Origin of the sequence: Ensifer sp. Root558 (genome assembly GCF_001427045.1) — a bacterium.
GTDB classification, from domain to species: domain Bacteria; phylum Pseudomonadota; class Alphaproteobacteria; order Rhizobiales; family Rhizobiaceae; genus Ensifer; species Ensifer adhaerens.
The window spans coordinates 1,116,688-1,129,991 of the sequence record NZ_LMGC01000001.1 but is presented as its reverse complement, the minus strand read 5'-3'; the positions used below and the strand labels follow the sequence as shown (position 1 = coordinate 1,129,991).

General features: G+C 62.5%; 11 protein-coding genes. All 11 read left to right on the top strand.

Annotated features, from left to right (window positions below):
• The first annotated feature begins 165 nt into the window (after window positions 1-165).
• Window positions 166-888, top strand: coding sequence for a protein TolQ (gene tolQ, locus ASD63_RS05575; RefSeq protein ID WP_034806243.1), 723 nt, complete (start codon window positions 166-168; stop codon window positions 886-888).
• 27 nt (window positions 889-915) lie between these two features.
• Window positions 916-1,368 carry a protein TolR gene (gene tolR, locus ASD63_RS05570; protein WP_034806246.1) on the top strand — a complete coding sequence of 151 codons (453 nt, stop codon included), beginning with the start codon at window positions 916-918 and terminating at the stop codon, window positions 1,366-1,368.
• A 9-nt stretch (window positions 1,369-1,377) separates the two neighbouring features.
• Window positions 1,378-2,457, top strand: coding sequence for a hypothetical protein (locus ASD63_RS05565; protein ID WP_034806249.1), 1,080 nt, complete (start codon window positions 1,378-1,380; stop codon window positions 2,455-2,457).
• Window positions 2,458-2,536: 79 nt separating this feature from the next.
• A complete protein-coding gene (tolB, locus tag ASD63_RS05560; RefSeq protein WP_034806253.1) occupies window positions 2,537-3,850 on the top strand; it encodes a Tol-Pal system beta propeller repeat protein TolB in 1,314 nt (437 codons plus the stop codon).
• A 296-nt stretch (window positions 3,851-4,146) separates the two neighbouring features.
• Window positions 4,147-4,680, top strand: coding sequence for a peptidoglycan-associated lipoprotein Pal (pal, locus tag ASD63_RS05555; protein ID WP_034806256.1), 534 nt, complete (start codon window positions 4,147-4,149; stop codon window positions 4,678-4,680).
• 263 nt (window positions 4,681-4,943) lie between these two features.
• Window positions 4,944-5,972 carry a tol-pal system protein YbgF gene (gene ybgF / locus ASD63_RS05550; protein WP_034806258.1) on the top strand — a complete coding sequence of 343 codons (1,029 nt, stop codon included), beginning with the start codon at window positions 4,944-4,946 and terminating at the stop codon, window positions 5,970-5,972.
• Between the two features lie 64 nt (window positions 5,973-6,036).
• On the top strand, window positions 6,037-7,302 hold the full coding sequence (gene tilS, locus ASD63_RS05545; RefSeq protein ID WP_051659729.1) for a tRNA lysidine(34) synthetase TilS: 1,266 nt from the start codon (window positions 6,037-6,039) through the stop codon (window positions 7,300-7,302).
• Window positions 7,303-7,402: 100 nt separating this feature from the next.
• On the top strand, window positions 7,403-9,343 hold the full coding sequence (ftsH, locus tag ASD63_RS05540) for an ATP-dependent zinc metalloprotease FtsH (RefSeq protein WP_034806263.1): 1,941 nt from the start codon (window positions 7,403-7,405) through the stop codon (window positions 9,341-9,343).
• Between the two features lie 316 nt (window positions 9,344-9,659).
• Window positions 9,660-11,012 carry a phosphoglucosamine mutase gene (gene glmM, locus ASD63_RS05535; protein WP_034806266.1) on the top strand — a complete coding sequence of 451 codons (1,353 nt, stop codon included), beginning with the start codon at window positions 9,660-9,662 and terminating at the stop codon, window positions 11,010-11,012.
• A gap of 380 nt (window positions 11,013-11,392) precedes the next feature.
• Window positions 11,393-12,217: an outer membrane protein gene (locus ASD63_RS05530; protein WP_034806269.1), complete on the top strand. Its 825-nt coding sequence runs from the start codon at window positions 11,393-11,395 to the stop codon at window positions 12,215-12,217.
• A 188-nt stretch (window positions 12,218-12,405) separates the two neighbouring features.
• The gene (locus ASD63_RS05525) at window positions 12,406-13,239 is read left to right on the top strand and encodes an outer membrane protein (protein WP_034806661.1); all 834 of its coding nucleotides are present in this window, start codon (window positions 12,406-12,408) and stop codon (window positions 13,237-13,239) included.
• Window positions 13,240-13,304: the final 65 nt, after the last annotated feature.

Sequence of the window (13,304 nt, the reverse complement as noted above, 5' to 3'; positions counted from 1 at the left end):
TCCTTTGACCAAAATTGACGGCAAGAAGGCAACCTAAAGCTAATTGAGGTCGCGATGGTGCGATCTGCGGCGGTGCCGGGCACTCTTGCAAACAGGACGTTTGGGCTACCCGGTCACGAGCATGAACCGCTCTTGCCGGGTGTTTGGATTCGGGGACTGAAGACGATGGAACAGGTTGGATTGGCCGCGGCAACACACGATGTGAGCCTTTGGTCGCTATTCATGCAAGCGGGCTTCGTCGTGAAGCTGGTCATGCTGGGGCTGGTCGCAGCCTCCGTCTGGACCTGGGCGATCGTCGTCGACAAGACGCTGAACTACGGCCGCGTCCGCCGCCAGCTCGACAGCTTCGAGCAGGTGTTCTGGTCCGGCCAGTCGCTGGAAGAACTCTACCGCACGCTCGCCGACCGCCAGACGGCCGGCATGGGTGCGATCTTCGTGTCCGCCATGCGCGAATGGAAGAAGAGCTTCGAGCGCGGCGCCCGTTCGCCGATCGGCCTGCAGATGCGTATCGACCGCGCCATGGACGTGACGCTCGCCCGGGAATCGGAATCGCTGGAAGCCCGTCTCGGCTCGCTCGCGACCATCGGTTCGGCCGCCCCGTTCATCGGCCTTTTCGGTACGGTCGTCGGTATCATGACCTCGTTCCAGGCGATCGCCGGTTCGAAGTCGACCAACCTTGCGGTCGTGGCGCCCGGTATCGCCGAAGCACTGCTCGCCACCGCGATCGGCCTGCTCGCCGCTATCCCCGCGGTTATCGCCTACAACAAGTTCTCGGCCGACGCCGGCAAGCTGTCGGCACGCATGGAAGCTTTCGCCGACGAATTCTCCGCCATCCTGTCGCGGCAGATCGACGAGAAGCTGCAGAACCCGCGCCAGGCCGCGCAGTAATCGCCAGAGAGTACGGAGACCACGCTGATGGGTATGTCGGTTGGCGGAGCCAAGGGTTCGGGTGGCGGACGTCGTCGCCGCGGCGGCAAGAAAGCCATGATGAGCGAGATCAACGTGACGCCGTTCGTCGACGTCATGCTCGTGCTCCTGATCATCTTCATGGTGGCAGCACCGATGATGACGGTCGGCGTGCCGATCGATCTGCCGGAAACGCAGGCAAAGGCGCTCAATTCCGATACGCAGCCGATCACTGTCTCGGTCAACCCGGCAGGCGAGATCTACCTGCAGGAAACCGCGATCGCCATCGACGAAGTGGTGCCGAAGCTCGAGGCGATCGCCACCACCGGCTACAACGAGCGCATCTATGTGCGCGGTGACACCAATGCCGACTACGGCACGGTCATGAAGGTCATGGCCCGCATCTCGGCCGCCGGTTTCAAGAACCTCGGCCTCGTCACGCTGCAAGAACAGGAAAAGTGATCGTCCACGATGAAGGGCAGTCTCGCTACATCTGCTGTCCTCCACGCCATGGTCTTGACCTGGGCGCTGGTGTCGCTTGGCAGCCCGGCTGACTTCCAGGTCGCCGACGTCGAGGCTTTGCCTGTCGACATCGTTCCCTATTCGGAGATGACGCAGGTTCAGCAGGGCGACAAGAAGGCGCCGAAGAAGGAGACCTCGTCGCCGGTTCCGACCAAGCGGCCGGAGACCAACCAGCCTGCCGAAAACATCGGCGACAACGATACCGACCTGAAGACGCCGCCGACGCCGAACGCCAAGCCGTCGAAGAGCGAAGCCACGGCCTCTCCGGAAAAGAACGAGAAGCCCGAGCCGACGCCCGATCCGGTCGAGCAAGAGATCAAGAAAGTAGAGGAATCCAAGCCCGCCTCCGAACCTGCGACCGAAGTTGCCGCTCTGCCCGAACCGAAGCAGGAAGTGAAGCCGGAGACGAAGCCGGAGCCGGCACCCGCCGAGGAAAAGCCGGCCGAGAACCCGGAAGCCGAAGCGCTACCTGAGAAGGTGCCGACGCCGGCGGCAAAGCCGAAGGTCGAAAAGCCCGCCCAGAGCGCCAAGACGCCAGACCGCAAGAACGAGGCGACGCCGAAGGAACAGAAGAAAGCTGCCTCCACCGAGGAAAGCAAGTTCAACGCCGACGAGATCGCCGCCCTTCTCAACCGGCAGGATCCCTCCGCCGGTGGTGCCAAGCGCTCGACACAGGAAGCGGCGCTCGGCGGCAAGAAAACCATTGGTGTGGGCTTGAGCGCCAACGAGATCGATGGCGTCAAGGGCCAGATCCAGGGCAACTGGTCGCTGACGCCAGGCCTGACCGGCGTCGAGGAAGTGCGTGTCACGGTGCGCGTGCAGCTGGATCCCGCCGGCAATATCGTCGGCACACCCGAGGTTACCGCAACCGGCGGTCCGGAAGGTACGCGCCGTGCCGTTGAAAGCAGCACCTTGCGCGCGATCCGCCGTTCGGCCCCGCTACAGAACCTCCCGCCTGAAAAATATGAGGGCGAAAAAGGATGGAATACCCTCGTGCTGAATTTCGACCCCTCGGAATTCGCACTCTAGAGCTGCCGGGATTGGAACCCATGCCGGATAGCAAACCACCCCTGCAAACCCTTCGTACGAAGCTGAAAGGCTTGTCCCTATGATCAAGGTCTCTCTTTTCCGCGCCCTGATGGTGGCCGCGGGCATGTTAGCCGCCGTCGTGGCGGCGGTGACACCGGCAAATGCTGAAGTTGAAATCAACATCAACAAGGGCAACGTCGAACCGCTGCCGATCGCTGTCACGGACTTTCTCCAGGGCGAACTCGGCCAGAAGATTTCCGACGTGGTTGCGGCGGACCTGAAGCGTTCGGGCCTGTTCGCGCCGATCAACAAGGGAGCGTTCATCGAGAAGATCAGCAATCCGGATGCGACGCCGCGTTTCGAGGACTGGAAGGTCATCAACGCGCAGGCGCTCGTCACCGGCCGCGTGACGCAGGAAGGCGACGGCAGGCTGAAGGCCGAGTTCCGCCTGTGGGATACGTTCGGTAACAAGCAGATGACCGGCCAGCAGTTCTTCACCCAGCCGGAAAACTGGCGCCGCGTGGCCCACATCATCGCCGACGCCATCTATCAGAGCGTCACCGGCGAAAAGGGCTATTTCGACACCCGCATCGTCTATGTCGCCGAAAGCGGCCCGAAGACGGCACGCAAGCGTCAGCTCGCCATCATGGACCAGGACGGCTTCAACGCCCGTGCGCTCACCAATTCCAACGACATCGTTCTGACGCCGCGCTTCTCGCCGAACCGCCAGGAAGTCACCTACATGTCGTTCGAAAACCAGCAGCCGCGCGTTTACCTGCTGCAGCTGGAAACCGGACAGCGCGAGGTCGTCGGCAACTTCCCCGGCATGACCTTCTCGCCGCGCTTCTCGCCGGATGGCCAGCGGGTCATCATGAGCCTGCAGCAGGACGGCAACGCCAACATCTACACAATGGATCTGCGCTCGCGCACCACGACGCGCCTGACCAACACCGCCGCGATCGATACCGCCCCGTCCTATTCGCCGGATGGCAGCCAGATCGCCTTTGAAAGCGACCGCGGTGGCCGCCAGCAGATCTACGTCATGGGTGCCGACGGTTCCGGCCAGCGCCGCATCTCCTTCGGCGACGGCTCCTATTCGACGCCGGTCTGGTCTCCGCGTGGCGACCTCATCGCCTTCACCAAGCAGTCGGGCGGCAAGTTCTCGATCGGCGTGATGAAGACCGACGGTTCGGGCGAACGTATCCTGACCACCGGCTTCCACAACGAGGGTCCGACCTGGGCGCCGAATGGCCGTGTCCTGATGTTCTTCCGCCAGGGTGCCGGTTCCGGCGGACCGCAGCTCTATTCGATCGATCTGTCGGGTTACAACGAGCAGCTGATCCAGACGCAGGGCTTCGCATCCGACCCGGCCTGGTCGCCGCTGCTCGAGTAGTTCACGTGGCTTTGGATCGTCCGATCCAAAGCCAGTAACGTGATCGCCTCTCGTCCGCTTAAGGGCGGGAGGCCGGCGGAAAGCCGCCTCTTTTTTTCCTGATCCCGCTGCAGGCTGATCCGATTTGCGGCGGGAAAATGTGGCAATGATGCCGCTTTCTCGCCGCAAAGTGCTGGTCTAGCAGGGCCCGAGCCGAAATTATCGATTTGTTAACCATAACTGTTGAATAGCGATTAACCGCTTCCGGTTACAGTCTGGCAACCGTGAATTCAGACACTTCTCAAGGAGACCGGCGTATGAGCCGAATTGACACCCCGGCCGCAGGCCGCATGCAGACCATCGCTCGCAACCCGGTCATGATCGCCCTGGTCATGACGCTTGCCCTGGCTGGCTGTGCATCGAAGAAGAACCTGCCGGGCAGCGCTGGCGAACTCGGTCTCGGTGGCGCCGGTTCGGCAACGCCGGGCTCGCAGCAGGACTTCACCGTCAATGTCGGCGACCGCATCTTCTTTGACACCGACTCCACCTCGATCCGCGCCGACGCGCAGCAGACGCTCGCTCGTCAGGCCCAGTGGCTTGCCAAGTACCCGAACTACGCGATCACCATCGAAGGCCATGCCGACGAACGCGGCACGCGCGAGTACAACCTGGCGCTCGGCGCCCGCCGTGCGGCCTCGACCCGCGACTACCTGATCAGCCAGGGCGTTCCGTCGAACCGCATGAAGACGATCTCCTACGGCAAGGAAAAGCCGGTCGCCGTTTGCGACGACATTTCCTGCTGGTCGCAGAACCGCCGCGCCGTTACCGTTCTCGGTGGCGCCGGCATGTAATGATGCCGCGGCCGCGCGCATTGTGTGGCCCGCAATCGCGACTTGATCCCAGGAGGCGTTGCGTGTTCCGGAGATCACAGATCGCTAAATTAAAAGGGCGGCCCTTGGCCGCCCTTTGCTTTTTTACCACACTTTGGCCGAACTCCGTTGCTTTTTCAGGGCAATTGGAAAACTGTGCGGCAATCACCCAGATGACTCGGCGAGATGTATTGCGGGCCCCTGGTCAAGGGTGGGACAACCGGTATTCGAACAGGACAAATGAAATGAAGAAATTTGTCGTGGCGGGCCTGATCGGTCTTGCGACCCTTGCGGGTCTCGGCCAGACGGCGAACGCCATGCCTCTTTCAGGGCTGCTGGCCCGAACGACTGAGACCAACAGCGGCGCGCAGAACCTGCCCGTCGTAAAGGTGCAGTCGGCCGAAACCGCACGGATTGGCCAGCTCGAAGAACAGATCCGCTCGCTTAACGGGCGTATCGAGGAAATGAGCTTCCAGCTCTTGCAGATGCAGGAGCAGATCCGGAAGTTCCAGGAGGACAACGAGTTCCGCTTCCAGGATCTGGAAAGCGGCAAGGCCTCCCCCAAGAAGAGCGGCGCTCTGCAGACGCCGAAAACCAGCGATCAGGCGTCCGTCACCCCGGGGGTGACGGATAGCCAGACCATGGCGCCCGCAGCCGGCGGCAACGACATGGCGTCTTCGGGCGTTTCGCCCGGAGCAAGCCAGGGCGGCAACGGCGCGGCCCCGCCGTCGACACTCGGACAGATCGTGTTCGACGAGAACGGCAATCCGGTCGCAGCGACGACGGATGGGCGGCCGGGCGCAAACGCCACGCTTCCCGGCGTCGATTCCGGCGCACCGGCCGACGGCGGCTTGAACAGCAATCCCGGCAGCCAGCAGACTGCATCGCTCGACAATCCCGGCGACCTCTACCAGTCGGCCTACGGTCATGTCCTTTCGGGGGACTACAGCACTGCCGAGCAGGAATTCGGCGACTACCTGGCCGCGTTTCCGAAGGGCGACAAGGCAGCCGATGCCAGCTTCTGGCTGGGTGAAGCCCAATATTCGCAAGGCAAATACAGCGACGCCGCCAAGACCTTCCTGAACGCGCATCAGGCCCACGGCAAATCGCCGAAGGCGCCCGAAATGCTGTTGAAGCTCGGCATGTCGCTCGGTGCGCTCGACAACAAGGAAACCGCCTGCGCGACGCTGGGCGAGGTCAACAAGCGCTATCCCAAGGCCTCGCCTGCGGTGAAGGCGAAGGTGACGAGCGAGCAGAGCCGCTTTGGCTGCTGAGGCTCCAGCGCCGACAGCCGTTGTCGAAACGGCAAAACGATTTCTCGCCTCCTGTCTTCGCCCGATGCGTATCCTCGTTGCCGTCTCCGGCGGGAGCGATTCCAAGGGCTTGCTTCTCGCCCTGAACGAGGCGATTGAGGCAAGCGACCCCAACAGATTTTCCCTGGCCGCATGTACGGTCGATCACGCCCTGCGGCCGGAATCGGCTGCGGAAGCGCAAGGCGTTGCCGCCTTCTGCGCAAGCATCGGCGTTCCGCACCTCATCAAGCGTTGGGATGGCCCCAAACCGCTGACCGGTATTCAGGCGGCGGCGCGCGAGGCGCGCTATCGGCTGCTGGCGGATGCCGCCGAGCGGTTTGATGCCGGCTGTATCGTCACCGGCCACACCAGCGACGACCAGCGCGAAACGATCCTGATGCGGATGCAAAGGGCGACGGGGCCGGGCGCTTCCGGCATGGCGCGCGCCACGCTTTACGACCGCCGGATCTGGGTGCTGCGGCCGTTCCTTAATCTTGATCGGACCTCGATCCGCGCCTTTCTCGCGACGCGTGACGTGACCTGGTTCGATGATCCGAGCAACGCCAACACGACCTTCGAGCGGGTCCGCGTCCGGGCTGAACTGGCGCATGCACCGCGAGCGGAGGAGGGGGCATGGGATGCTGGAGCCAGGGCCCGGTCGTCGACAAGGGCTGCCGCCTTAATCACCCGCCATGTGCGCGTGCATGCAGGCCTGGTGGTGGAGATCCCGCTTGCTTTCGCCGAACACCGCGACGACGTCGATTGGCAGCGGGCGCTGCTCGCGCTGGTGGCCGTGGTCGGCGGCCGCGCGCATATCCCCGCCGCAGATACGGTGAAGCGGGTGGCGGCGTTTCTGCGAGAGACAACGCTCGGTAGGATGACGGCCGGAAGATGCGTGTTCGACCGCCGCGCAAGCGGGCTTTACCTCTATCGCGAGGCGCGGGGCCTGACGACTTTGACGCTTGCAGGCGGCGAGACCGCAACATGGGATGGCCGCTTCCATGTGCGAAATGGCGGAAGCGCGCCCATCTCCGTCGCGGCAGAGGGCCGAGGCGGGCCACAACAGCAGAGACTTATTGCCGCAGGCTTGCCACCGGGCGTTGCCGGTCGTGCATCGCTTACGGCGCCGAGGGTCCGGTCTGAGAACGGCGAAAGTGTCGCATCCATCACAATCGAGCCGCGGATCGGGCTCTACGACACCTTTTTGCCGGGTTTCGACCGGATCATGGCCGATCGGATCGCCGGATTGTTCGGACGAGGGCCTTATCCTCCGCCGCCGGTTCACGATCTATTGACAGAAATGGAACGGTAGCCGGCGGTTTGCCTTGGCAATACGTCACCAGAACCCTATGTTAGGGAGCAAGACAGCGGCTCGCGAAATGCGCGGGTCGTGACAGGTTCCGGGGAGTTCGATGAACCCTAATTTTCGTAATCTTGCCCTTTGGGCAATCATAGCGCTTCTGCTGATCGCGCTGTTCAGCATGTTCCAACAGCCGACGGAGCGCACCGGCTCGCGCGAGATTCCGTTCTCGCAATTCCTCAAGGACGTGGATGCGAGCCGCGTCAAGGAAGTCGTGATCACCGGCTCGAAAGTGATCGGCAGCTATTCCGAAAGCGGCGCAACCTTCCAGACCTACGCGCCATCAGTCGATACGGCGCTGACCGAGCGCCTCGAAGCCAAGGACGTGACGGTCACGGTTCGCCCGGAAACCGACGGTTCGTCCGGGTTCCTCAGCTATATCGGTACCCTGCTTCCGATGCTTCTGATCCTCGGCGTCTGGCTGTTCTTCATGCGCCAGATGCAGGGCGGCTCGCGTGGAGCGATGGGTTTTGGCAAGTCCAAGGCCAAGCTTCTGACCGAAGCGCATGGCCGCGTCACCTTTGACGACGTCGCCGGCGTCGACGAAGCCAAGCAGGACCTGGAAGAAATCGTCGAATTCCTGCGCGACCCGCAGAAGTTCCAGCGCCTCGGCGGTCGCATTCCGCGCGGCGTGCTGCTCGTCGGTCCTCCCGGTACCGGTAAGACGCTGCTGGCCCGCTCGGTTGCCGGCGAAGCCAACGTGCCGTTCTTCACGATCTCCGGTTCGGACTTCGTTGAAATGTTCGTCGGCGTCGGCGCCAGCCGTGTGCGCGACATGTTCGAACAGGCCAAGAAGAATGCGCCCTGCATCATCTTCATCGACGAAATCGACGCTGTCGGTCGTCATCGCGGCGCCGGTCTCGGCGGCGGCAACGACGAGCGCGAACAGACGCTCAACCAGTTGCTGGTCGAGATGGACGGCTTTGAAGCCAACGAAGGCATCATCCTGATCGCGGCGACCAACCGTCCTGACGTTCTCGACCCGGCACTGCTGCGTCCGGGCCGCTTCGACCGCCAGGTCGTCGTGCCGAACCCGGATATCAACGGCCGCGAACGCATCCTCAAGGTTCATGTGCGCAACGTGCCGCTGGCGCCGAACGTCGACCTCAAGGTGCTCGCACGTGGTACGCCCGGCTTCTCCGGTGCCGACCTCATGAACCTCGTCAACGAGGCCGCCCTGATGGCCGCCCGTCGCAACAAGCGTCTTGTCACCATGCTCGAGTTCGAGGATGCCAAGGACAAGATCATGATGGGCGCGGAGCGTCGTTCGTCGGCGATGACCGAGGCCGAGAAGAAGCTGACCGCCTATCACGAAGCCGGTCACGCGATCCTCGCGCTCAACGTTCCCTCGGCCGATCCGCTGCACAAGGCGACGATCATCCCGCGCGGTCGCGCGCTCGGCATGGTCATGCAGCTGCCGGAAGGCGACCGCTACTCGATGAGCTACAAGTGGATGGTCTCGCGTCTTGCCATCATGATGGGTGGACGCGTCGCCGAAGAACTGACCTTCGGCAAGGAGAACATCACTTCGGGCGCATCCTCGGATATCGAACAGGCCACCAAGCTTGCCCGTGCGATGGTGACGCAATGGGGCTTCTCCGACCAGCTCGGCCAGGTTTCCTATGGCGAGAACCAGCAGGAAGTCTTCCTCGGCCACTCCGTTGCTCAGCAGAAGAACGTGTCGGAAGCGACCGCCCAGAAGATCGACAACGAAATCCGTCGTCTGATCGATGAGGCCTACGAGACCGCCCGCAAAATCCTGACGGAGAAGAACCACGAGTTCGTGGCGCTTGCCGAAGGGTTGCTCGAATACGAAACGCTGACTGGCGAAGAAATCAAGGCGCTGATCCGCGGGGAGAAGCCGGCACGTGATCTCGGCGACGACACGCCGCCGCATCGTGGCTCGGCCGTTCCCTCGGCCGGTGCCAAGAAGGAAGGCTCGGCGGGCAAGGGCGAAGAGTCCGAAGGCGGGTTCGAGCCGCAGCCGCAATAACCGACACCTGTCGGCCATGTATTGAAGCCGCCGTTCCTTGAGTGGAGCGGCGGTTTTTCGTTGGCGATTTTGCACCTGGCATTTGGTAACGGGATGTAATGATTTCTGATGCTAGGCTCGCTGCCGTTTGCTGCACTTTTGTGTCAAAGAAGACTCATGTGTCGCGATCGCATGGCCATTGGTGGGCACGACGATCGGAGGCGTACGGCAACCGCCGATATGAAATGAGGTCCGGTCAATGAAACCCAGTCGCGCACCCCGCAGACAGGCGAAACTGGCAAAGCCAGCGCTGACCCGGCAGAACGATGGAGCTCTTATGAAGCGCAAGTATTTCGGCACCGACGGTATTCGCGGCCAGTCCAATATGTTTCCGATGACACCGGATCTGGCGATGCGGGTCGGCATCGCCGTCGGTACGATCTTTCGCAATGGCGCCCATCGCCACCGGGTGGTGATCGGCAAGGACACGCGTCTTTCCGGCTACATGCTCGAAAACGCGATGGTGGCGGGCTTCACCGCGGCCGGTCTCGACGTCTTCCTGCTCGGGCCGATCCCGACGCCGGGTGTGGCCATGCTCACCCGCTCGCTGCGCGCCGATATCGGCGTGATGATTTCGGCGTCCCACAATCCCTTCCAGGACAACGGTATCAAGCTGTTCGGCCCCGATGGCTACAAGCTCTCCGACGACATCGAACAGAAGATCGAGGCGTTGCTCGACCAGGATCTCTCGGGCCAGCTGGCGAAGTCGGAAGACATCGGCCGCGCGAAGCGCGTCGATGGCGACATCTATCGCTATCTCGAACATGCCAAGCGCACGCTGCCGCGCGATGTCACGCTGCAGGGCCTGAGGATCGCCGTCGATTGCGCCAATGGCGCGGCCTACAAGGTGGCGCCGACCGCCCTTTGGGAACTGGGTGCCGAAGTCGTTACCATCGGTACGGAGCCGAACGGCCTCAACATCAATCTCGACTGCGGCTCGACGCATCCGGCTGCTCTTTCCAAGAAGGTCCATGAAGTGCGCGCCGATATCGGCATCGCGCTCGACGGCGACGCCGACCGCGTGCTGATCGTCGACGAGAACGGTACCGTCATCGATGGCGATCAACTGATGGCCGTCATTGCCGACAGCTGGGCCGAGGACGGCATGCTGCGCGGCGGTGCCGTTGCGGCGACCGTGATGTCCAATCTCGGTCTCGAGCGTTACCTTAAAGGGCGCGGCATCGACCTGCGCCGCACCAAGGTCGGCGACCGCTATGTCGTCGAGCAGATGCGCCAGGACGGACTGAACGTCGGCGGCGAACAGTCGGGGCATATCGTGCTTTCCGATTTCGGCACCACCGGCGACGGTCTTGTTGCGGCCTTGCAGATCCTTGCGGTTATCAAGCGTCAGGGCAAGGCGGTGAGCGAGGTCTGCCACCGCTTCGAGCCAGTGCCGCAGGTGCTGAAGAACGTGCGCATTTCGGCCGGCAAGCCGCTTGAAGACGCGACCGTGCGCCAGGCGATTGCGGATGCGGAAGCGGAGCTTGCGAAATCCGGTCGTCTGCTGATCCGCCCGTCCGGCACGGAGCCGCTTATCCGCGTGATGGCGGAAGGCGACGATCGCGGCCAGGTCGAGCGCATCGTCGACGAACTGGTCAATGTCATCGGCAGCGTGCGCAACGCCGCCTAAGCCGGTACCAATCGACTTCCCTCCAGGGCCGGTGCGAAGCGCCGGCCTCTTTTTTCCCGTTGCCTGTTGCTTTTGCCCGGTAGTGTCGCCGCGGTCCGGGCCATTTTCCCGTTAGAACTCCGCTGGGGAACAGAACCTGCAACCATCACGACAAAAGAGAGTGTTGTTCTGCCGTTCTATTTAGCTCTACCTTATGTGATCTCGGGCAGCAGCCAGTAAACTGCACGACAACTACAAGAATATGCCGATTCCTTAACAAACGCGGTAAACGTTTGTAGTTAATCGGAACTTAACCTTTGCTCCTCATTATCCACAACAACAACGGGATTTGGGCACCGCTTTCACGGTGATCCAAGCAACGGAATCTATTGGAGTGGGCCATGAAGAGAATTTTGAGTGGCGTTGTTGCGATCTTGCTCAGCGGCACGGCAGCTTTTGCTGCGGATGTCTATCAACCGCCTATCGAGCCGGTGCCGGAACAGCCGGTCGAGGTCATCCAGACCAGCGGCTGGTACCTACGCGGCGACGTCGGCTACGCCTGGAACAATCTGCGCGGCGCGAACTACTACCAAGGGGGGCCTGGCGGCTCCATCACCAGTTTCGAAACCGCCGATATCGATGATTCCTGGGTCGCCGGCGTTGGTGTCGGTTACCAGTTCAACAACTATCTGCGCGCCGACATCACGGCCGACTACTGGGGCGGCGCCGACTTCACTGGCTCGACTTTGGGCAACTGCGGCAGCGTGGTCGGTCCTTGCCGGTCGCGTGACGTCACCTCCGTTTCCGCCTGGAGCCTGATGGCCAATGCCTATGTCGACATCGGCACCTACGGCGCCTTCACGCCTTACGTCGGTGCCGGTATCGGTGCCACCCACGTCAAGTGGGACAAGCTGCGCAACACCAGCTGCAGCATCGCCGATCCCAGCCAATGCGACCCGACGACCGGTCATGACGGCGAGAGCAAGTGGCGCTTCACCTATGCGCTGATGGCCGGTACTGCCATCGACCTCACCTGCAATCTCAAGGCCGACGTCGGCTACCGCTTCCGCCAGGTCGACGATGGCGACATGTTCGGCTACGCCAACGGTGGCGGTCCGGGCTCCGACGAAGGCTTCTACATCCACGAGGCGCGCGCTGGTCTGCGCTACTCGTTCGGCAGTGTCTGCGAAGTGCCCTACGAGCCGGAGCCGATCGTCTACAAGTGATCGGCCAGACCAGATGATACGAAAGGCCACCTTCGGGTGGCCTTTTTCGTTGCCGCCATTCTTTGCTTGTTTCCTAACAGGCATGGTTAACCGGGGGTTAACCAGTCGCTGCCAATAGTTAACGCTGAACGAAGCGGTGACGGCAGTGCGCCATCCCGCACCGATAGCAGTGGTGAAAGGGCATGGGCATGGATTGGCGAAACGGGTTCTGCGGGGCCGCTTTTGGTGCCGGCCTGCTCCTTTCCGGCGCGGCATTCGCTGCCGATGAGGATCTCCTGAATGCGCCGGAGATCACCATCGAAAAAGAATCGGCTGGCGCGAGTGCGATCTATCTGCGCGGCGATATCGGCTATGCGCCTTGGCGTAGCGAAGGCGATCCCTATTACCGGACCTTCGATGCGGGCACGTCGACCTACGACAGCACCACCTTCGACAACGCCCGTTTCGACAAGCCGTTTTCCGGGTCGCTTGGCGTCGGCTACCAGTTTACCGACACGTTCCGCGCTGACCTGACGGCGGAGTATTTCGAGGGCCGGTTCAACGGTTCATCCTCATCGGCAAGCCCGTGCGCGGGGCAAGGGGCGGGAACATCCTGCGCGTTTTCGACCGGGGCCGACTATTCCGCTCTCGGCCTGATGGCGAACGCCTATGTCGACTTCGGCACGCTCGCCGGCTTTACCCCCTACGTTGGCGCCGGTCTCGGCGTGACGCGTCTCAATTGGGATACGGCGGTCGAACGGGCCACCTGCGTTGCCGGTGGCGGCGCCTGCGCCGGAGCGGCCGGCTCCACCTCTTACGAGGGGCGCGACAGCTGGCGGTTCACCTATGCGCTGATGGCCGGCGTTTCCTACGACCTCAGCGATCAGCTGAAGCTCGATGTCGGCTACCGCTACTCCCATATCGCCGACGGCGAGATGTTCGGCTTCGGCACTGAGGCGCTTGCGGGCGCACGTGGCGACAAGGGCTTTGACGACGGTCTTTCCCGTCACGAAATCCGAGCGGGCCTGCGCTTCTCGTTCTAGCGCCATCGGCCGCGGGAAAGTCGAGCAGGTTCGCTGCGTTCTTTCCCTAAGTGATTCAACCTGTT

Coding starts and splice junctions, on each gene's coding strand:
- ftsH (WP_034806263.1), top strand. CDS start 7,403: ATGAACCCTAATTTTCGTAATCTTGCCCTTTGGGCAATCATAGCGCTT.
- tilS (WP_051659729.1), top strand. CDS start 6,037: ATGCGTATCCTCGTTGCCGTCTCCGGCGGGAGCGATTCCAAGGGCTTG.
- ASD63_RS05565 (WP_034806249.1), top strand. CDS start 1,378: ATGAAGGGCAGTCTCGCTACATCTGCTGTCCTCCACGCCATGGTCTTG.
- ybgF (WP_034806258.1), top strand. CDS start 4,944: ATGAAGAAATTTGTCGTGGCGGGCCTGATCGGTCTTGCGACCCTTGCG.
- tolB (WP_034806253.1), top strand. CDS start 2,537: ATGATCAAGGTCTCTCTTTTCCGCGCCCTGATGGTGGCCGCGGGCATG.
- tolR (WP_034806246.1), top strand. CDS start 916: ATGGGTATGTCGGTTGGCGGAGCCAAGGGTTCGGGTGGCGGACGTCGT.
- pal (WP_034806256.1), top strand. CDS start 4,147: ATGAGCCGAATTGACACCCCGGCCGCAGGCCGCATGCAGACCATCGCT.
- ASD63_RS05525 (WP_034806661.1), top strand. CDS start 12,406: ATGGATTGGCGAAACGGGTTCTGCGGGGCCGCTTTTGGTGCCGGCCTG.
- glmM (WP_034806266.1), top strand. CDS start 9,660: ATGAAGCGCAAGTATTTCGGCACCGACGGTATTCGCGGCCAGTCCAAT.
- ASD63_RS05530 (WP_034806269.1), top strand. CDS start 11,393: ATGAAGAGAATTTTGAGTGGCGTTGTTGCGATCTTGCTCAGCGGCACG.
- tolQ (WP_034806243.1), top strand. CDS start 166: ATGGAACAGGTTGGATTGGCCGCGGCAACACACGATGTGAGCCTTTGG.